Source organism: Cellulomonas sp. IC4_254 (genome assembly GCF_011603975.1).
Taxonomy (GTDB): domain Bacteria; phylum Actinomycetota; class Actinomycetes; order Actinomycetales; family Cellulomonadaceae; genus Cellulomonas.
Genome location: NZ_JAANNB010000014.1, coordinates 1 through 18,166, shown reverse-complemented (window position 1 = coordinate 18,166; position 18,166 = coordinate 1). Strand labels below are relative to the sequence as shown.

At 74.7% G+C, this 18,166-nt stretch carries 20 protein-coding genes; 14 read left to right on the top strand and 6 right to left on the bottom strand.

Going from position 1 to position 18,166, the window contains the following annotated elements:
• Positions 1 to 46: 46 nt before the first annotated feature.
• The 6 genes from G6556_RS02895 to flgN are packed head-to-tail and all read right to left on the bottom strand — an operon-like array spanning position 47 to position 4,924.
• The gene (locus G6556_RS02895) at positions 47 to 289 is read right to left on the bottom strand and encodes a DUF2530 domain-containing protein (protein ID WP_166938463.1); all 243 of its coding nucleotides are present in this window, start codon (positions 287 to 289) and stop codon (positions 47 to 49) included.
• A 44-nt stretch (positions 290 to 333) separates the two neighbouring features.
• Positions 334 to 1,584 carry an HDOD domain-containing protein gene (locus tag G6556_RS02890; RefSeq protein WP_166938461.1) on the bottom strand — a complete coding sequence of 417 codons (1,251 nt, stop codon included), beginning with the start codon at positions 1,582 to 1,584 and terminating at the stop codon, positions 334 to 336.
• A gap of 46 nt (positions 1,585 to 1,630) precedes the next feature.
• Positions 1,631 to 2,056 carry a flagellar assembly protein FliW gene (locus tag G6556_RS02885; protein ID WP_166938460.1) on the bottom strand — a complete coding sequence of 142 codons (426 nt, stop codon included), beginning with the start codon at positions 2,054 to 2,056 and terminating at the stop codon, positions 1,631 to 1,633.
• Positions 2,053 to 2,958: a flagellar hook-associated protein FlgL gene (gene flgL, locus G6556_RS02880; protein ID WP_166938458.1), complete on the bottom strand. Its 906-nt coding sequence runs from the start codon at positions 2,956 to 2,958 to the stop codon at positions 2,053 to 2,055. Before flgL ends, G6556_RS02885 begins: the two co-directional genes overlap by 4 nt.
• Positions 2,955 to 4,391 (bottom strand): flagellar hook-associated protein FlgK, encoded by a 1,437-nt coding sequence (flgK, locus tag G6556_RS02875; RefSeq protein WP_166938457.1) that lies wholly within the window; start codon positions 4,389 to 4,391, stop codon positions 2,955 to 2,957. The genes flgL and flgK overlap by 4 nt, the downstream gene beginning before the upstream one ends.
• A gap of 47 nt (positions 4,392 to 4,438) precedes the next feature.
• Complete coding sequence (flgN, locus tag G6556_RS02870; protein ID WP_166938455.1) at positions 4,439 to 4,924, bottom strand: flagellar export chaperone FlgN; 486 nt, start codon at positions 4,922 to 4,924, stop codon at positions 4,439 to 4,441.
• 377 nt (positions 4,925 to 5,301) lie between these two features.
• Here flgN and G6556_RS02865 point away from each other — a divergent pair, with 377 nt between their 5' ends.
• From G6556_RS02865 to G6556_RS20120, 14 genes are all read left to right on the top strand, one after another.
• Positions 5,302 to 6,177 (top strand): sigma-70 family RNA polymerase sigma factor, encoded by an 876-nt coding sequence (locus tag G6556_RS02865; RefSeq protein ID WP_346774685.1) that lies wholly within the window; start codon positions 5,302 to 5,304, stop codon positions 6,175 to 6,177.
• A gap of 217 nt (positions 6,178 to 6,394) precedes the next feature.
• Positions 6,395 to 7,948: a glycosyltransferase family 2 protein gene (locus tag G6556_RS02860; protein WP_166938453.1), complete on the top strand. Its 1,554-nt coding sequence runs from the start codon at positions 6,395 to 6,397 to the stop codon at positions 7,946 to 7,948.
• Positions 7,949 to 8,064: 116 nt separating this feature from the next.
• Positions 8,065 to 9,240: a flagellin gene (locus tag G6556_RS02855; RefSeq protein WP_166938452.1), complete on the top strand. Its 1,176-nt coding sequence runs from the start codon at positions 8,065 to 8,067 to the stop codon at positions 9,238 to 9,240.
• Between the two features lie 194 nt (positions 9,241 to 9,434).
• Positions 9,435 to 10,790, top strand: coding sequence for a flagellar filament capping protein FliD (fliD, locus tag G6556_RS02850; RefSeq protein WP_166938450.1), 1,356 nt, complete (start codon positions 9,435 to 9,437; stop codon positions 10,788 to 10,790).
• A gap of 25 nt (positions 10,791 to 10,815) precedes the next feature.
• Entirely contained in the window at positions 10,816 to 11,259 is a 444-nt protein-coding gene (locus G6556_RS02845; protein ID WP_166938448.1) for a flagellar export chaperone FliS, read from the top strand.
• Complete coding sequence (locus G6556_RS02840) at positions 11,249 to 11,692, top strand: hypothetical protein (protein WP_166938447.1); 444 nt, start codon at positions 11,249 to 11,251, stop codon at positions 11,690 to 11,692. Before G6556_RS02845 ends, G6556_RS02840 begins: the two co-directional genes overlap by 11 nt.
• Positions 11,693 to 11,943: 251 nt before the next feature.
• Positions 11,944 to 12,285: a flagellar basal body protein gene (locus G6556_RS02835; RefSeq protein ID WP_166938445.1), complete on the top strand. Its 342-nt coding sequence runs from the start codon at positions 11,944 to 11,946 to the stop codon at positions 12,283 to 12,285.
• The gene (locus G6556_RS02830; protein ID WP_166938443.1) at positions 12,285 to 12,689 is read left to right on the top strand and encodes a flagellar basal body rod C-terminal domain-containing protein; all 405 of its coding nucleotides are present in this window, start codon (positions 12,285 to 12,287) and stop codon (positions 12,687 to 12,689) included. The genes G6556_RS02835 and G6556_RS02830 overlap by 1 nt, the downstream gene beginning before the upstream one ends.
• The gene (locus G6556_RS02825; RefSeq protein WP_166938441.1) at positions 12,686 to 13,039 is read left to right on the top strand and encodes a flagellar hook-basal body complex protein FliE; all 354 of its coding nucleotides are present in this window, start codon (positions 12,686 to 12,688) and stop codon (positions 13,037 to 13,039) included. The genes G6556_RS02830 and G6556_RS02825 overlap by 4 nt, the downstream gene beginning before the upstream one ends.
• Positions 13,039 to 14,637: a flagellar basal-body MS-ring/collar protein FliF gene (gene fliF / locus G6556_RS02820; RefSeq protein ID WP_166938440.1), complete on the top strand. Its 1,599-nt coding sequence runs from the start codon at positions 13,039 to 13,041 to the stop codon at positions 14,635 to 14,637. Before G6556_RS02825 ends, fliF begins: the two co-directional genes overlap by 1 nt.
• Positions 14,637 to 15,644 (top strand): flagellar motor switch protein FliG, encoded by a 1,008-nt coding sequence (fliG, locus tag G6556_RS02815; RefSeq protein WP_166938438.1) that lies wholly within the window; start codon positions 14,637 to 14,639, stop codon positions 15,642 to 15,644. The genes fliF and fliG overlap by 1 nt, the downstream gene beginning before the upstream one ends.
• Positions 15,634 to 16,302: a FliH/SctL family protein gene (locus tag G6556_RS02810; RefSeq protein ID WP_166938436.1), complete on the top strand. Its 669-nt coding sequence runs from the start codon at positions 15,634 to 15,636 to the stop codon at positions 16,300 to 16,302. The genes fliG and G6556_RS02810 overlap by 11 nt, the downstream gene beginning before the upstream one ends.
• On the top strand, positions 16,299 to 17,726 hold the full coding sequence (locus G6556_RS02805; RefSeq protein ID WP_166938434.1) for a FliI/YscN family ATPase: 1,428 nt from the start codon (positions 16,299 to 16,301) through the stop codon (positions 17,724 to 17,726). Before G6556_RS02810 ends, G6556_RS02805 begins: the two co-directional genes overlap by 4 nt.
• Positions 17,723 to 18,166 (top strand): flagellar FliJ family protein (locus G6556_RS20120; RefSeq protein WP_166938433.1); only part of this gene is annotated, 444 nt, incomplete at its 3' end. The genes G6556_RS02805 and G6556_RS20120, both read left to right, overlap by 4 nt.

The window sequence follows — 18,166 nt, the reverse complement described above, 5'->3', positions numbered from 1 at the left end:
GGCGGCCGCGAGGGGACAGGGACTGCCCGCTCGGCGAGATCTCCGGCTAGCGGCCGGGGCGGCGGCGGGTCCAGGCGAGGCCCAGCGCGCCCAGGGCGGCGCCCGTGGCGCACGCCCACACCCCGTGCGGGCCGGCGGCGTCGGTCAGCCACAGCACGACCGCGACCACGAGGGCCACCAGCCACGCGGCGATGCCCACCAGGAACACGGGCCGCATGCTCACCGGGACCGGCTCCGGGGCGGGCTTGCGGCTCTCCGGGCGCAGGGCGAGGTGGATGAACGACGGCACGGCCCTCACCCTATGTGCTCGCGCCGTGCCCGGGACGCGCCGGCCTACTCGCCGAACGCGAGCGCCGTGGCGGTCGCCAGGGCGCTGGGGACCGCGGCGAGGTAGGCGTGCGCGACGTCCCACGGCTCCAGGCCGGTGGCGGCGACGGCCGCGGTGTCGTTCTCCTCGTGCGCGAGCACGGCCGCGAGCACCTGGCCCAGCCGGCCCTCGCGGCGCAGCAGCGCCGCGCCGAGCGCGTCGGAGACGCCGGTGCGGGACACGAGCTCGGTGAGGTCGATGCCCTGCTGGGCGGCCACGGCGGACAGCAGGCCGACCGTGTACGCGGCGTCGTCCCCGGCGATCGCGTGGCAGGTCATGGCCCGGGTCAGGATCGACCACAGGGTGCCGACCGACGCGGGCTTGGCGTCGATGAGCGACGCGATGGCCAGCGCGTGCAGCTGCCGCGGGCCGACCAGGACGACGGCCTGCAGCACGGAGTCGATCTCGCGCCGCAGCCCGAACGCCGACGAGTTCACCAGGTGCAGCACCCGCATGGACAGCTCGGGGTCGGAGGCGACGGTCCGCACGACGGTCTGCTGGTCGACCTGCTCCTCGGACAGCACGCGCAGCAGCTCGAGGCACTGCAGCTCGCCGGCGGAGAACGACCGGCGGGTGACCGGGGGGTCGCGGTGGAACATCGGGCCCTGGAGCAGGTCGGCGCCGATGGTCTGGGCGGTCTCGAGCCGCTCCGTGGTGTCGGTGTGCTCCGCGACGACGGTCGCGCCGGCGGCGTGCGCGCGGGCGACGAGCTCGGCGCAGTGGTCGGCGCCGCGCTGCAGGTCGACCTTGACGATCGACACCCGCTCCAGCAGCCGGTCCTGGGCGAGGGAGCCGTCGTAGTCGGCGAGCGCGAGCCGGCTGCCGCGGGCGGTGGCGGCGGCGAGCAGCTCGTCGACGTCGGGGCGCCGGGCGAGCGACGGGGTGATCTCGAGCATCAGCCGGTCGGCGTCGTACCAGACCGCCGCGGTGCCGGCGAGCAGCCCGGCGGTCGCCCGCAGCAGCACCGGCTTGTCGCCGGCGAGCCCCGCCAGGTCGAGGCGCCGGTAGGCGGTCTCGACGGCGGTCTCGGTGCTCTCGTCGGGCAGGGAGGCGCCGGTCGGCCCGCTGACCAGGACCCGCACGGCGTAGCCGTACACGGAGCGGTCGTGGTGCACGACGGGCTGCCGCAGCACCGTGGTCTCGCCGCCGCCGATCGGGATCGGGCTGCCGCTCGCGGCGCGCGGGGACCCGGCGTCGGCGCCGAGGGTCGAGGTCATCACGGACTCCAGGTCGGGTCGGTCGGCGGGTGGGGGAGGGGAGCGGTCAGGCGGCCGGTGCGAGCGGGGCCCGCAGCGGCCAGTCCTCGGTGAGCACGGTCTGCACGGCCGCGCCGCTCGCCGGGTCGACGACCAGCGGGGCGAGCAGGTTCGCGGTCGGCGGCTCGCCGCCGTCGGCGGGGCGCACGACGACGAGGCGCACGGCGTGCTCCGCGTCGGCGCCGATCGAGGCGAGCACGTCGCCCGCGATCGCGGGGTCGTAGTCCGGGAAGAACGCGTCGGGGTCGACGACGAACAGCCGGACCGGGCGGGCGCCCGCGGGCTCGGCGCGCAGCGCGTACAGCACGCCGGCGTCGTCGAGCGGGGTGAGCGTGAAGTCCTCGTACCCGGCGAGGCCCGGCATGGGCGCGCGCAGGTGCAGGTGCTCGGGCAGGTGGGTGCGACGCGGGGCGTCGGCGAGCTCAGCGGTCATCGGAGGAAGTCCAGGAGGGTCGGCTGGAGGACCTTGGCGCCCGCGGCGAGGGCGCCCTTGTAGGCGACCTCCTGCGCACCGAGGTCCAGGATGATCTGGGCGAGGTCGATGTCCTGGACCGCGCTGAGCCGCGTGGTGGCGGTCAGCTTGCTCTGCGAGATGAGGTCCTGGGCGGCGTCGACCTGGTTCTGCCGGGCGCCGACCGAGGCGATCTCGGTCGTCATCGCGTCGAGGTGCCCGTCGATGGCGTCGAGCTGGTCGGACGGGTCCCCGCCGGCACGGAGCGTGGCGGAGATGGAGTCGAGCAGCGCGAACACGGAGTCCGCGCCCTCGCCGAACACGGCCGACCCGGAGGAGTCGACCCGGATGACCGTGCCGCTCGCGACGGTGCGGGTCACGGTGCCGTCGACGTCCGCGCCGGAGAACGCGTACGCCGTGGCGGGGTCGGAGCCGTCGGTGAACGCCGCGCCCGCGGTGGTGCCCGCGAACACGGAGCGACCGAGGTACGTGGTGTTCGCCTGGGCCAGCAGGTTGTCCTTCAGGCCCTCGATCTCCTGGGCGAGCGCGACCCGCGAGTTCAGGCCGAGCGCCCCGTTGCCGCCCTGGACCGTGAGGTCCCGCGCCTTGCGGAGCGTGGACAGCGACGTGGAGAGCGCGTCGTTGATCGTGGTGAGCCACGCCTCGCCGTCGGCGGCGTTGCGGTCGTACTGCGCCAGCTGGCGCTGCTCGCCCTGCAGGCGGAGCACGTCCGCGGTGCCGGACGGGTCGTCGGACGCGGCGTTGATCTTCTTGCCGGAGGACATCTGCGCCTGCAGGTCCGCCATCTTCTGCAGGTTGGCCTGCACGTTGTTGAGCGTCGAGTTCCGCACCGTGAAGTGCGTGACGCGGCCGATCGAGGTCATCGACCCACCACCCCCGTCCGGTTGATCAGCGTGTCGAGCATCTCGTCCACGGCCGTGAGCACGCGGGCCGCCCCCTCGTAGGCCCGCTGGAACGCGAGCATGTTGACGGTCTCCTCGTCGGTGTCGACGGAGGTCTGCGCGAGCTGCGCGGCCGAGGCGGTCGACCGGGCGGCCTCGGCGACGGTGGCGCGCGAGGCGGCGCTGGCCGACTGGACGCCGAGGTCCACGACGAAGGCGGACCAGGCCGCGTCCGCGCCGGAGGTCGAGCCCGCGAGGGCGGCGATCTGCCGGCCGACGCTGGAGTCGTGCGCGCCCTTGCCGTCCCCGGCCACGGCGATGCCGTCGGGGTCGGTGATCGCGACGGCCAGGCTGCGCGCCGGGTTCGCGGGGTCGAACGTGAAGAAGTCGCCGCCGGTGGTCCCGGTGCCGTAGCCGGCGACCGTGTAGCCGGTGGTGTGGATCGCGTTGACCGTGGTGGCGACCTTGGTGGCCACCTCGTCGACCGCGGCGGCGGCGCTGGTGAGCACCCCGCCGCTGCTCTGCGGGGCGAGCGTGGTGAGCAGGCCGGCGACGCGGCCGCCCTCGATGCCCGACGCGTTGCCGTTGCGGGCCCACACGATCGACACGGCCGGCGCGCCGGCCGCCATCGCGTCGCCGAGCGAGGCGGGGCTGTCCGAGGACAGGGCCAGCTCGTTCGCGGAGCTGCCGGAGACGAGCGCGTTGCCGGCCACCATGACGTCGACCGTGCCGTCGTCGCGGGTCCGGGCGGAGGCGCCGACCAGGCCGGACAGCTGGGTGACGAGCAGGTCGCGCTGGTCCATCAGCTCGTTGGCGGAGCCGCCCGCGTTGGTGATCGCGAGGATCCGGGTGTTGAGGTCCGCGACGTTGGCCGCGGTGGTGTTGACCTGGGTCACCAGGGCCGACGTGGTGGTCAGCGCCTGCTGCCACTGGGTGCCGATGTCCTGGTGCATGGTCGACAGCCGGTCGGCGACGGCCTTGCCGCGCTGCAGCAGCACGGAGCGCGCGGAGTCGGAGGTCGGGTCGTTGACCACGTCGGACCAGGAGCTCCAGAAGCTCGACAGGTCCTTGGAGAAGCCCGTGGCGGACGGCTCGCCGATCGTGGTCTCGAGCGTCTTGTACTCGGTCGCCACCGCGGCGAGGCGGGAGGCGCCGGAGGTCTCGTTGCGGACGCGGGCGTCCAGGAACGCGTCCCCGAGCCGGTCGATGCCGGTGACCGCGGTGCCGATGCCGACGCCGTTGCTGGTGGAGAACATCGACGGCACGGTGGCGGCGGGCAGGGAGGCCATCGCGGCGCGCTGCCGGGTGTACCCGACGGTGTTCGCGTTCGCGATGTTCTGCCCCGAGACCTCGAGCGCCTGGCGCTGCGCGATCAGGGAGCTGAGGGCGGTGCCCAGTCCGGAGAAGGTGCTCAACGGGTCCTCTTCCTCGGGTGCTTCGGGTCGTGTCGGGTGGTCGCCGGTCAGAAGGACCGGTCGAGCAGCTGCGCGCTGCGGTCGGCCTCGGCCGTCGTGTGGCCCTGCGGGTCGTAGGTCTGCACCGACTCCTGCAGGGACATGAGCGTCTCCTGCGTCGCGCGGTGCGACATCGCGAGCAGCTCGCGGTTGCCGTCGGCGAGCAGGCCGATCTCGGTGGTGAGCTGCACGAAGGCGTCGCGGTGCGCGTGCAGCAGGTCGTCCCACGGGCTGGGGGCGTGCTCGGCGAGCGTGCGCAGCGTGGCGCCCGGCTCCAGGCCGAGCTCCAGGGCGACCGCGTCGGCCTCGGCGGAGCGGCCGAGCTCGGCGTCCCGGATCTGCTCCAGGACGGTCTCGACCTCCCGCGTGGCGTGCGCCAGCCACCGCGTGCGCCCGCTCGTGAGCACGAGCTGCTCCTCCTCGAGCTTGAACAGCAGCAGCTCGAGCAGTCGGCGCTCGGTCCACAGGACGTCGGACAGCTGGCTCAGGGCCATCGGGCGTGCCCCCCTTCGAAGCAGCGGTGGTGCGGTCGGGACGCCCGGCGCGGGGTGCCGGCCGCGGCGTGATGCCCCTCCTATCGGGACGGGGGCGGGGGTCCTGAGCGAAACCGGACACCTCGTGGTCACCCGGTCGCCCGCGTCCGCGGGCACGTCGTTGAACTGACTGGTCAGTGCCCGTCCCTGACGGGACAGCGATGTCCCGGGTGTGACGTGTGTCACAACTCCTCAACTCTGCCCGGAGCTATGTCGGCGGATGTCCGTTTTGTCTTTCCGGTACGTCCGAAATGGCCTCGGAAGTCGCATAGATCGGGTCCTCAGGAACTTCAGAACAAAGGCTCAAGGCGGGTTTCACCCCCGCCGAGAACCGGACCGTGAACAGCTCTGCAGCCACCCCCGCCGCCGACGACCTCGTCGTCGCGCACATGCCCATCGTGGGGTACCACGTGAGCGAGGTCCTCTCCCGGGTCCCCGCCACCGTCAGCCGCGAGGACCTCGTGTCCGCCGGCCACCTCGCGCTGGTGCTCGCCGCCCGCGCGTACGACCCGGAGACGGGCGTCCCGTTCGCCCGCTACGCCGCGCTGCGCATCCGCGGCGCCCTGATCGACGAGCTGCGCTCGATGGACTGGGCGTCCCGGGGCGCCCGGCACCGCGCCCGCGAGCTGTCCGCCGCGAGCGACCGCCTCACCGCGACCCTGGGCCGCACGCCCACCCGCGAGGAGCTGGCGAGCCACCTCGGCACCGACCTCGCCGCGGTCGACCAGGCCCGCCAGGACGCGGAGCGCCGCGTGCTGTCGATGGACGCCACCGTGCACCCGGTCGCCGACCTGGTCCGCGACGAGGCGCCCGGCCCGGAGGACAACGTCCTCATCGGCGAGCGGCTGCGCTACCTGCGCGCCGCGGTCGACACGCTGCCCGACCGGCTGCGCACCGTCATCGAGGGCCTGTTCCTGCAGGACCGGTCGGTCGCCGAGCTGGCCGACGAGCTGGGCGTCACCCAGTCCCGGATCAGCCAGCTGCGCACCGAGGGCCTGGCCCTCATGCGCGACGGCCTGAACGCCAGCCTCGACCCCGAGATGGTCCCGGTCGCCGAGCGTCCGGACGGCGTCGCCGAGCGCCGCCGCCGCACGTACTTCGCCGCGGTCGCCTCGCGCGCCGCGATGACGGCCGCCGGCCACCGCGCGGAGGAGGCCCGCTCGGTCCCCACGCCGTTCGAGGGCTCGGACCGCATCACCACCGCCGCGGTCTGAGACCGCCGCCGGTCCGCCGGCACGCAGCAGCACGTTCACAGCGTCGAGAGGGCGCCGTCCGCGAACCGCGGGCGGCGCCCTCCGCGCGTCCCGGCCCGGCGCGCCGGGAGCCCCGGGCCCGCCGCCGGCCGCGCCCCCGGGCGTGCCGCGGGGAAACGGCTCAGGAGCCGCCGGCCCGCGCCGATCGGCAGGGCAGTCACCCGACCGGAGGAACGTCATGCCCGCACGCCCCACCGTCTCCGCCGTCCTGATCGTGAAGAACGAGGAGGCCGTGCTCGACGGCTGCCTCGCGTCCGTCGCCTGGGCCGACGAGGTGGTCGTCTACGACACCGGCTCCACCGACGCGACGGTCGCGATCGCCCGCCGGCACGGCGCGGTCGTGGTCGAGGGCCACTGGGACGACGACTTCGGTGCCGCGCGGAACCGCGCGCTGGCCCACGCCACCGGTGACTGGGTGCTGTCGGTCGACGCCGACGAGGAGGTGACGGGCGACCCCGAGGCGTTCCGCGCGGCGCTCGGCCGCGACGGCGGCGTGGCGCACACGGTGCTGATCCGGAACCTGGCCGCCGGGCCGGCGCTGCCGCTCGGGCTCGGCCCCGCCGACACGGTGCTGGCCGGCTCCCGCGTGTTCCGGCGGGACCTGCACACCTGGGCGGGCCGGCTGCACGAGCAGCCCGTGCTGCTCGCGACGGGTCGCCCCGCCGACGTCCAGCGCCCGGCGGCGGGCATCGAGCTGCGGCACAGCGGCTACCGGCCCGACGTCGTCGCGGAGAAGGGCAAGGGCACCCGGAACGTCGAGCTCGCCCGCGCGCAGGTCGCCGCGGCGCGGGAGGCCGGCGACGCCCTCGCGCTCGAGCTGCACCGGGTCGACCTCGCGCGGTCGCTGCAGATGTCCGGGGACCACGCCGGCGCGCTCGCCGAGGCGGACGCGCTGCGCGCCGCCGGGTTCGCCTCCCCGCGCAACGCCGTGCTCCTCGCGCGCTCCGTCTACCTCGCCGGCGTCGCGCTGGGCGACGACGCCGCGGCGGACCGCTGGCTCGCCGTCTGGGAGGCCCACGACGACAACCCGGCGTTCGCGCTGGCGACCCGCGCCCAGGTGCTGGCCGAGCGCGGGGACGCCGCGGGCGCCCTCGCCGCGCTCGAGCGCATCCCGACGACCACGGTCAACGGCTACGGCGAGCGGGTCGACCGGGCGGCCCTGGTGACCACCGAGCTCTGGGCGCACACCGTCACGGGCGACCGCCGGCGGGCGGTGCTTGCGGCGCTGGACGCGATCCGGCACGGCGTCGCGCCCGGCGCGGCCGGCGGACTGGTGCGGCTGCTGACCGAGGACGAGGGCCGGCGGCTGCTCGCCGAGATGCCCGAGCCGATGTGGCGGCAGTACGTCACGTGGTGCGCGATGGACGCGACGGCCGAGGCCCGGACGTTCCTGCGCTGGATGCGCGGCGCGCGCCCGGCCGACCCGGCGGTGGCGGCCGGCGCCGCCCACCTCGCGCCCACGATGTCGCTGGAGGAGGCCGCCGACTGGTCCGCCCACCTGCGCGCCGCCGGCCAGGGCGAGGCGTGCCCGCTCGTGCGGATCGCGCTGGACGCGCACGGCCACCCCCGGCAGCGCGCCGTCGCCGGCGCCCTGGCCCACAGCGCGTACGGCGACGAGCGCGGCCTGGCCGGGCTCGAGGACGCCCTCGCGCACGTGGACCCGGCCGACGAGGCCGAGGTCCTCGCCGAGCTGCAGATCGTCGCGCCCGGCCTCGTCGGCGCCGCGGTCTGAACCGACCTCGGACAAGTCGCGGGAAAAACTCCTCAGGGGTCGCGACGAGCGTCCGATGACCAGGGTGTGCCCACGGAAGGGCCGCCCTTGAGCCCACTCACGGAGGAAGAACCATCATGGCTCTCTCGATCAACCAGAACATCGCGGCGCTGAACTCGTACCGCAACCTGTCCAACACGCAGAACGACCTGAGCAAGTCGCTCGAGAAGCTGTCGAGCGGCCTGCGCATCAACCGCGCGGCGGACGACGCTGCTGGTCTGGCGATCTCCGAGGGCCTGCGTGCCCAGATCGGCGGCACCAAGCAGGCCGTGCGCAACGCCCAGGACGGCATCTCCGTCGTCCAGACCGCTGAGGGCGCGCTCACCGAGACGCACTCGATCCTGCAGCGCATGCGGACCCTGTCCGTGCAGGCGGCGAACGACGGCGGCCTCTCCGAGACCGCCAAGGGCAACATCCAGGACGAGATGGACCAGCTCAAGACCGAGCTGACCCGCATCTCCGACACCACGCAGTTCAACGGCACCAAGCTGCTGGACGGCAACTACTCGGGCACGTTCCAGGTCGGCGCCAACACGTCCGACCAGGACAAGATCACCGTCGACCTCAAGCGCACCGGCGGCCTGTCCGCCACGGGCCTGGACGTCAACGGCATCGACGTGACCAAGGTCGCCAGCGACGCCAGCACGGCCGTCGTGACCAACGCCGTCGCCGGCACCGCCGGTTCGGTCGCCGTCACCGCGGACACCACGGACCTGGAGGCCCTCAAGGCCCTCAACGGCACCGTGACCGTCGGCTCCAAGTCCTTCGACCTGGCCTCGGTGGACTACGCCGGTGTCACCGACGCGGCCGGCGCCCTCGCGGCGATCACCGCGGCGGCGGCGAAGGTGTTCGGCACCTCCGTGACCGTGGCGGCCGCCGGCACCACCGGCGTGTCCTTCACGGGCGCCACCCCGGCCGCCACGGCGACCGCGTCCGAGGTCGCCGCGGCGTCCCCGGTCTTCAGCCAGAAGTCCGGTGCCACCGAGGCGATCGACAAGATCGACGCCGCGATCACCGACGTCTCGAAGGTGCGCTCGCAGCTCGGTGCGGTCCAGAACCGCTTCGACCACACCATCAACAACCTCAACGTGGCGGTCGAGAACCTGACCTCCTCGGAGAGCCGGATCCGCGACACCGACATGGCGTCCGAGATGGTCTCGTTCACCCGGGCGCAGATCCTCTCGCAGGCCGGCACGGCGATGCTCGCGCAGGCCAAGTCGATCCCGCAGAGCGTGCTCCAGCTCCTCCAGTGAGCCGTCCGGCTCCGGCCCGCCGCACCTCGCGGTGCGCGGGCCGGGGCCGGCGTCCCGCCGAGGACGCACGTCGAGCAGGACCAGCACGACCGACGCGGGCGGTGGTGGACGCACCGTCCACCACCGCCCGTCTCGCATCTCGGCCCCGATCCCGGGGGCACCCGCAGGACCCCGCACCAGGAGGACACCCCCCGATGGCCGGCATCACCTTCAGCACCGGGCTGATCAGCAACTTCCCCACGGCAGACCTGATCGACTCCACCATCGCGCTGGAGGCCAACCAGCAGACGCTGCTCGCGAAGAAGAAGAGCACGCTGTCGTCGCAGTCCTCCGCGCTGCAGGCGCTGAACGCCAAGGTCGCCTCCCTGACGGCGGCGGCGAAGTCCGCCGCGACCGCGTCGTCCTGGGAGGCCGTGAAGGCGAAGTCCTCCGCGGAGTCCGTCACCGCGACGACCACCTCCGACGCGCGCCCGTCGAGCGTCTCGTTCCGCGTCGACTCGGTCGCGGCCTCGCAGTCGACGCTCTACACGCTGCCGACGGGCTACTCGTCGGACACCCCGACCTTCACGCTGACCGGCGCCGACGGCGAGACCGTGTCGGTGAAGGCGCTGAGCAGCAACATCGGCGACATCGTCGCCGCCTTCAACGCCGAGGGCACGGGCGTCAAGGCGTCCGCCCTCAACGTCGGCACCGCCGCCGCGCCGGAGTACCGGCTGCAGCTCACCGGCACCGAGACCGGCAAGGAGAACACCTTCAGCCTCGCCGTGGACAACGCGGCCGACGGCGCGACGCTGGGGTCCAAGGCGATCCGCGAGGCGTCCGACGCCGAGATCGTGCTGTGGCCCGGCACCGGCGCCGAGCAGAAGGTCACCTCGTCCAAGAACGTCTTCGAGAACCTGGTCACCGGCGTCAACGTCACGGTGACCGCGAAGACCACCGACCCCGTCACCGTCGACGTGACCCGGGACGACTCCAAGCTCGCGGCGCTGGCGCAGGGGCTGGTGAACAACCTCAACGCCGTGCTGGGCGACATCACGTCCTACACGACGAGCAAGACCAGCACGAACGACGAGGGCACCTCGATCCTCACCGCCGGCCTGTTCTCCGGGAACGCCACCATCCGCTCCCTGCAGCAGTCGCTGCTCGCGGCCGGGTCGAACTCCGCGAACAACACCTCGCTGGCGGGCATCGGCATCACGCTGGGCAAGGACGGCACGTTCGCGTTCGACGCGACCGCGTTCCAGACCGCGCTGACCAACGACCCCGACGCGGTGAGCAAGGCCGTCCAGGGCGTCGCCGGCTCGCTGCAGAAGATCGGCGAGGTCGCCTCCGACTCCGCCAAGGGCACGCTGACCCTGCAGGTGCAGAGCTACGACAGCGAGGTCAAGGACCTGACCGACCGCATCGCCGACTGGGACATCCGGCTGGAGGCGCGCCGCGCCTCGCTGACCACGATGTACGCGGCGATGGAGGTCCAGCTGTCGAACCTGAACTCCCAGTCCGACTACCTCACCACCCAGCTCTCGCAGCTCTCGGGCTCCTCCGACTGACCCGAGCCCTGCCGAAAGGACCGCCGTGTACGACGCCCGGACCCGGTTCCTCGCCGACGCGGTCGCGACCGCGGGGCCGGCGAAGCTCCTCACCATGCTCTACGACCGGCTGCTCCTCGACCTGGAGCGGGCCGAGGTCGCGCTGCGCGCGGGCGACCGCGCCACGGGGACCCAGCAGCTGGCCCACGCGCAGGAGATCGTCGCGGAGTTCATCGCGAACCTGAACGTGGCCGAGTGGGACGGCGGGGACCGCCTGCTGTCGGTCTACACGTTCCTGCTCTCGGAGATGATCGGCGCGAGCGTGGCGGGCGACGCCGACCGCGCCGCCTCCTGCCGCGGGCTGGTCGCGCCGCTGGCCGACGCCTGGCGCGAGGCCGCGCAGACCGTCGCCAACGACGTGCCGACCCAGCGCCGGGCGCCCGCCTTCGACGAGGCCGGGACCGGCTCCGGGGTGCTCGGTGTCGGCTGACACGGCGGTCGCGCCGGTCGAGCGCAGCACCGCCTCGGCGGCGCTCGACGCGGACGCCCGCCCCGGGCAGCACGGCGCCGAGCGCGAGGCGGCCGACCCCGGCCGCCCCGGCCGGGAGGCCGCCTGGGTGGCCGCCCTCGCCGAGATGGAGCTCGGCGCGGAGCGCGCGGAGGAGCTGCTCGCCGGCGCGCAGCGCGCCGGTGACCCGCAGCCCGTCGATGTCGCCCTGACCGCGCCCTGGCGCACCCCGCGCGGGCTCGGCCCGCTGCCCGCCTCGCTCGCCCCGCGCGCCGCCGCGCTCGTCGAGCGCCAGCGCGACCTCGCGCGCCGCACGGGCGACCAGCTCGCCGAGCACCGCCGCCGGCTGCGCACGACCGACGGCCTGCGCACCCGCCCGGCCCCGGCCCCGGCCTACCTCGACGTCGAGGGCTGAGCCGGCCCCGGGTGCGCCCGGGACCGCCTGGGTGCCAGCACCCACAAAGGCCGCCGGACATTCTCCGGCAAATTCGGACAACCCGTTCGAATCGCGTCCGCCGCGCGAGTGATCCGCGACATTTCTCGGGCGCACACCTCAGCACGACCCGTTCCCCGCCGATGGGACGCGTGAGCACGGATCGCTCGCGCAGCAGGCCACGGACTAGGCCGACCAGGACCAACCTCGGGTGAGGGTGACCCTGCATGGGCATGTTCGACTCCGTCAGCTACGTCGCGATCAACAGCGCGCTCGACGGCCTGGCCGCGCGCCAGCGCGCCATCGCCGAGAACGTGGCGAACATCCAGACCCCCGGCTACCACGCCAAGAAGGTCCAGTTCGAGGACGCCCTCGCCCGCGCGGTCTCCGCCGGCACCGGCGCCGCCTCGGCCACCACGGCCCGCTCCCTCGAGCCCACGCGCACCGACGGCAACAACGTCAACCTCGACGAGGAGACGCTGCTCAACGTCGACACGCAGCTGCGCTACCAGCTGGCGACCCAGGCGGTCGACGGCACCTTCTCCAGCGTCCGCACCGCGATGAGGACTTCCTGATGACGACGTTCGGGGCGATCGGCGTCGCCAGCACCGGCATGACCGTGTACCGCAAGTGGATCGACGCGGTCAGCGACAACCTCGCGAACATGAACAACGCGACCTCGACCTCCGAGGCCGCCTACCAGGCCAAGTACGTCGTGGCGTCGGAGATCCCCACCGCGAACGGCGGCGGCGCGCAGGTCTCCGGCATCGCGCTCGGCCCCGCCGAGGGCCGTGTGGTCTACGAGCCGACCAACCCGCTCGCGGACGAGGACGGCTACGTGCGGTACCCCGAGGTCGACATGGCCTCCCAGATGACGCAGCTGATCATGGCGCAGCGCGGCTACCAGGCGAACGCGGCGGTCGTGGACCGCGCGAAGACCTCCTACGAGGCGGCGCTGCAGATCGGACGGAACTCGTGAGCATCCAGCCCGTCAGCGGGGTGTCCGGCGTGTCCGGCACCTCCTACCTGTCCGAGCTGTCGGACGTCGCCGGCCTCGCGGGGACCGGGGCGACCGGCTCCGCCGGCGCCGCGACCGGCACCACCGGCGCCGACGGCGGGTTCGCCGCGGCGCTCGGCGCCGTCGACCACGTCCAGCAGCTCCAGTCCACGAGCAACGCGCTCGCGGTCCAGGCCGTCACCGGCGACCTCGACGACGTGCACGACTACACGGTCGCGTCGTCCGAGGCGAAGCTCGCCCTCGAGCTCACCGCCGCCGTGCGCAACAAGGCCGTCGACGCGTTCACCGAGATCATGAGGATGCAGGCCTGATGCCCGCCCAGGTGAAGTCCCTGTTCGGCCGCATGAGCGGCGCGGTCAAGCAGTTCTCGCTGCCGCAGAAGACCTTCGCGGTCATCGCGGTCGCCGCGATCCTGCTCGGCGGGTTCGCGATCTACTCGTGGGCCTCGAAGCCCACGCTGGCCCCGCTGTTCTCCGGCCTGTCCGCGACCGACGCGTCGGCCGTGGTCGACCAGCTGTCCGCCGAGGGCGTCGCCTACGAGCTCACCGACGGCGGCGGCACGGTGATGGTGCCGCAGGACCAGCTCTACGCGATGCGGCTGAAGCTCGCGGCCGCCGGCCTGCCCGCCAACGCGGACGGCGACGGCTACTCGCTGCTCGACGGGATGTCGATGACGTCCAGCGAGTTCCAGCAGCAGACCACCTACACCCGCGCCCTGGAGGGCGAGCTCGCCAAGACGGTCGGCGCCATGTCCGGCGTCGAGGCCGCCACGGTGAAGCTCGCGCTGCCGGAGGACTCGGTGTTCGTCTCCCAGCAGCAGGACCCGACGGCGTCGGTGTTCGTGCGCACCAAGACCGGCACCCAGCTGAGCAACGACCAGGTCGAGGCGATCGTGCACCTGGTGTCCGCGGGCATCGAGGGCATGAAGGCCACCGACGTCGCCGTGGTCGACTCCACCGGCAAGGTGCTCTCCGAGGTCGGCACCGGGATCACCGGCGGCACCGGCGACGAGGCCACCTCCGCCTACGAGCAGCGGGTCACCAGCGCCGTGCAGGCGCTGCTGGACCAGGTGGTCGGCGCGGGCAAGTCCGCCGTGACCGTCACCGCCTCGCTGAACCAGGACCAGACGCAGCGGACCTCCGAGGAGTTCTCGGCGACCGAGGGCACCCCGCCGCTCGTGTCCTCGACGACGACGGAGGAGTACACCGGCTCGGGCTCCGGCACCGCCACCGGCGTGCTCGGCCCGGACAACATCGCGGTCCCCACGGGCGAGGGCGACGGCACCGGCTCGTACACGAACACGACCGAGGACGTCAGCAACGCCGTGAACAAGGTCACCGAGGTCACCACCGTGGCGCCGGGCACCGTCGAGAAGCAGTCGCTCGCCGTGCTGGTCGACCAGACCGCCGCGGCCGGCATCGACCTGAACCAGCTCACCGCCACGCTGACCGCCGCCGCCGGCATCGACACGGCCCGCGGCGACACCATCGCCGTGCAGGCCATGGCCTTCGACACCACCGGCGCCGACGCCGCGGCGGAGGCCCTCGCGGCCGCCGACGCCCAGGCCGAGGCCGACCGCCGCGCCGACCTGCTCCGGCAGGCCGTGATCGCCGGCGCCCTGCTGCTGCTGGTGATCGTGGTCGCGGTCGTGCTGGCCCGCCGCTCGCGGCGCAGCAAGCGCGAGGCGCTCGACATCGGCGAGCTGCCCCTGATGGACGGCCCCGACCCGGCCGCCGAGCTCGAGGAGCTGCCCGAGATCCCGCCCGCCCTGCCCGGCCCGGCCGAGCTGGACCCGGCGCAGGAGTCCCTCGCCGTCAAGCGCGCCGAGATCGCCGCGCTCGCCGACGAGCAGCCCGAGGAGGTCGCGGACCTCCTGCGCGGCTGGCTGACCCCCGCCGGGCGGCGCTGATGTCCACCGCCACGCTCACGGGCACCCAGAAGGCCGCCATGCTGCTGCTGCAGCTCGGCCGGGAGCGCGCCGCCAAGGTCATGGCCAAGCTGGAGACCGCCGAGATCGAGGAGCTCACCGCCGAGATCATGCGGCTGGAGCGCGTCGACGCGACGGTCGCGGACGAGGTCGTCGAGGAGTTCTACGCCGCGTCGGCCATCGGGCCGAGCGTCAACGGCGGCCTCGGCTACGCCACCCAGCTGCTGGAGGGCGCGCTCGGCCGCGACGAGGCCGCGGGCATGATCGAGCGCCTGCAGACCTCGATGGCCGGCCAGCCGTTCGAGTTCCTGCAGCACGCCGACGCCCGCCAGGTGCTGTCGCTGCTGAACGGCGAGCACCCGCAGGCCGTGGCCCTGGTGCTCGCGCACCTGCGGCCCGAGCACGCGTCGGCCATCCTCGCCGGCCTGCCGTCCGACCAGCAGTCCGAGGTCGCGCACCGCATCGCGCTGATGGAGCGGGCGTCCCCGGACGTCGTCCAGGTCATCGCCGAGTCGATGCAGCGCAAGGCCTCGACGGTGCTGACCCCGAACGAGCTGTCGGCCGTCGGCGGCGTGCAGCCGCTGGTCGAGATCATCAACCGCGCCGACCCGACCACCGAGAAGCTCATCCTCGAGGGGCTGCAGAGCCGCGACGAGGCGCTGGCCGACGAGGTGCGCAGCCGGATGTTCGTCTTCGGCGACATCGTGCTGCTCGAGGACCGCGCGATGCAGCTGGTGCTGCGCCAGGTCGAGACCAACGAGCTGTCGGTCGCCCTCAAGGGCGCGTCGCCCGAGGTCCGGGACAAGATCCTGCGCAACCTGTCCGAGCGCGCCCGGGAGAACCTCGAGGAGGAGATCGAGCTGCTCGGCCCGGTCCGCCTCTCGCAGGTCGAGGAGGCGCGCGCCGGCATCGTCCAGGCGATCCGCCGCCTCGAGGAGTCCGGCCAGATCGTGATCCGGCGCGAGGGCGAGGACGAGTATGTCTCCTGAGCCCCGCACCTTCACCCAGGCGTTCGGGTCGTCGGCGGGCGGTCTCGCGACCGCGGAGCCGTCGCGCGCCGAGGGCTACGCCGCCGGGTACGCGGCCGGCTACGCCGCGGGCGCCCGCGAGGCCGCCCGCGCCGCCCAGGTCGAGGCGACCCGGGTGCAGCGCGAGCGCGCCGAGGCCGACGCGCGGCGCGCCGCCGAGCACGCCGACGCCCTCGCCGTGCTGGCCCGGAGCGCCCGGGCCGCGGCCGACCGCAGCGCCCCGGTGCTCGCGTCCGCCGAGCACGTCCTGCACGCCGCCGCGCTGGACCTGGCCGCCGCCGTGCTCGGGGCGGAGCTGTCCGACGCGCCCGCGTCCGCGGCCGCGGCGCTGGCCCGGGTCCGCGCGCTGGACCCGGCGCGCGAGGTGCACACCGTCCGGCTGCACCCGCGCGACCTCGCGGTCGTGCGCGCCGCGCTCGCGGGCGGGGCCCCCGCCGGCGGCGACGTGCTGGCCGGCCTGCCCGACCTGACCGGCGTGGAGCTCACGGGCGACCCGGCGCTCGCGCCCGGCGACGCCGTGGGCGAGTTCCCCGACGGCTACCTCGACGCGCGCCTCGGCGCGGCGCTCGACCGCGCCCGCACGGCGCTGGCCGCCGCGGGGGAGGCCGGCGCCGCATGAGCACGCCCACCGCCGCCGCGGTGCTGCCGACCCCGCGCGCCGGGGCCGCCGGCGCCGAGGCCGTCGCGCCCGCCGCCCCGGCGCTCGCCGAGCCCGCCGCCGCGCTGCTGCGCACTCCCGCGTGGGGCGCCGCGCTCGGCGCCGCCCGGCCCGAGCGCGTCGGCACCGTGCGCGGCGTCGTCGGCCTGACCGTCGAGGTCGCCGGGACCGGTGCGGCCGTCGGCGAGCTCGTGTCCATCGACCCGGGCGACGGCACCGAGGTGCCCGCCGAGGTCGTCGCGACCGGCCGCGGCTCCGCGCAGGCGATGCCGCTCGGCCCCACCCACGGCCTGCGCGCCGGGATGCCGGTGCGCCCGCGCGGCACCGCGCTGACCGCCCCGGTCGGTCCCGGCCTGCTCGGCCGGGTGCTCGACGGGCTCGGCCGGCCGATCGACGGCAAGGGTCCGCTGGTCGGGGTCGGCCACGCCGAGGTCACCGGGCACGCCCCGCACCCGCTGGCCCGCGCCCGGGTCGCCCAGCCGCTCGACCTCGGCGTGCGCGTGCTCGACACCCTCGTCACCGCCGGCCGCGGCCAGCGCCTCGGCCTGTTCGCGGGCTCCGGCGTCGGCAAGTCGTCCCTGCTGTCGATGATCGCCCGCGGCACCGACGCCCAGGTCTCCGTGATCGCCCTGGTCGGCGAGCGCGGCCGCGAGGTGCGCGAGTTCCTCGAGGACGACCTCGGCCCCGAGGGCCTGGCCCGCTCGGTGGTCGTCGTCGCCACCTCGGACGAGCCGCCGCTGGTCCGGCTCCGGTCGGCGTTCGTCGCCACCCGGATCGCCGAGTGGTTCCGCGACCGCGGCGACGACGTCGTGCTGATGATGGACTCGCTCACCCGCGTCGCCATGGCGCAGCGCGAGATCGGCCTGTCCGTCGGCGAGCCGCCGGCCACCCGTGGCTACCCGCCGAGCACGTTCGCGCTGCTCGCCCAGCTGCTGGAGCGCGCGGGCACCGGCGCGACCGGCTCGGTCACCGGCCTCTACACCGTGCTGGTGGACGGCGACGACCACAACGAGCCGATCGCGGACGCCGCCCGCTCGATCCTGGACGGGCACGTCGTGCTGGAGCGGTCGCTCGCGGTCGCGGGGCACTTCCCGTCCGTCGACGCCCTCGCCTCCATCTCCCGCGTCGCGTCCCGCGTGATCGGCCCGGAGCAGAAGGCGGTCGCCACCCGGCTCCGCCGCGTGATGGCCGCGCGCCGCCAGGCCCAGGACCTCCTCGACGTCGGCGCCTACGTCGCCGGGTCGAACCCGCTGGTGGACGCCGCCGTCGCGCACGGCGCCGACATCGACGCCTTCCTGCGCCAGGGCATGGACGAGCGCGCCCCCTCCGCCGACTCCTGGGCGCGGCTCGCCGCGCTCGTCGCCGCGATGGGGGACCTGCCGTGAGCCGCGCCTTCCGCCTGGCCGGGCTGCTGCGCCTGCGGGCCCTCGCCGAGGAGCAGGCCGCCGCCCAGCGCGCGACCAGCGCCCGCGGCCGGGACGCCGCCGTGGCCCGCGCCACCGCGACCGAGGCCGCGCTCGGCTCCGCCGTGTTCCCCCCGGGGGCCGACCCCCGGGGCGTGCAGGCGGTCGTCGCCAGCCGGCTCGCGCTGTCCGCGCTGCTGGTCGACCGGCGCGCCCAGGTGCTCGTCGCGCAGGACGAGGTCGACGCCGCCGACGCCGCGTGGTCCGCCGCGCGCACGCAGACCCGCACGCTCGAGAAGCTGCAGGAGAAGCACGAGACCGCGGTCCGTGCCGAGGAGCAGCGCGCCGAGCAGGTCGTCCTCGACGAGGTCGCCGGGCGGCGCCGCGCCGCGGTGCCCGCCGGGGTCGACGGGGAGGGGGCC

What these genes read in the sequence shown, in the direction of transcription:
- G6556_RS02835 (WP_166938445.1), top strand. Translation starts at nt 11,944, where the DNA reads ATGTTCGACTCCGTCAGCTACGTCGCGATCAACAGCGCGCTCGACGGC.
- fliG (WP_166938438.1), top strand. Translation starts at nt 14,637, where the DNA reads ATGTCCACCGCCACGCTCACGGGCACCCAGAAGGCCGCCATGCTGCTG.
- G6556_RS02805 (WP_166938434.1), top strand. Translation starts at nt 16,299, where the DNA reads ATGAGCACGCCCACCGCCGCCGCGGTGCTGCCGACCCCGCGCGCCGGG.
- G6556_RS02885 (WP_166938460.1), bottom strand. Translation starts at nt 2,056, where the DNA reads ATGACCGCTGAGCTCGCCGACGCCCCGCGTCGCACCCACCTGCCCGAG.
- G6556_RS02830 (WP_166938443.1), top strand. Translation starts at nt 12,285, where the DNA reads ATGACGACGTTCGGGGCGATCGGCGTCGCCAGCACCGGCATGACCGTG.
- G6556_RS02890 (WP_166938461.1), bottom strand. Translation starts at nt 1,584, where the DNA reads ATGACCTCGACCCTCGGCGCCGACGCCGGGTCCCCGCGCGCCGCGAGC.
- fliD (WP_166938450.1), top strand. Translation starts at nt 9,435, where the DNA reads ATGGCCGGCATCACCTTCAGCACCGGGCTGATCAGCAACTTCCCCACG.
- flgN (WP_166938455.1), bottom strand. Translation starts at nt 4,924, where the DNA reads ATGGCCCTGAGCCAGCTGTCCGACGTCCTGTGGACCGAGCGCCGACTG.
- G6556_RS02860 (WP_166938453.1), top strand. Translation starts at nt 6,395, where the DNA reads ATGCCCGCACGCCCCACCGTCTCCGCCGTCCTGATCGTGAAGAACGAG.
- flgL (WP_166938458.1), bottom strand. Translation starts at nt 2,958, where the DNA reads ATGACCTCGATCGGCCGCGTCACGCACTTCACGGTGCGGAACTCGACG.
- G6556_RS02810 (WP_166938436.1), top strand. Translation starts at nt 15,634, where the DNA reads ATGTCTCCTGAGCCCCGCACCTTCACCCAGGCGTTCGGGTCGTCGGCG.
- G6556_RS02855 (WP_166938452.1), top strand. Translation starts at nt 8,065, where the DNA reads ATGGCTCTCTCGATCAACCAGAACATCGCGGCGCTGAACTCGTACCGC.
- fliF (WP_166938440.1), top strand. Translation starts at nt 13,039, where the DNA reads ATGCCCGCCCAGGTGAAGTCCCTGTTCGGCCGCATGAGCGGCGCGGTC.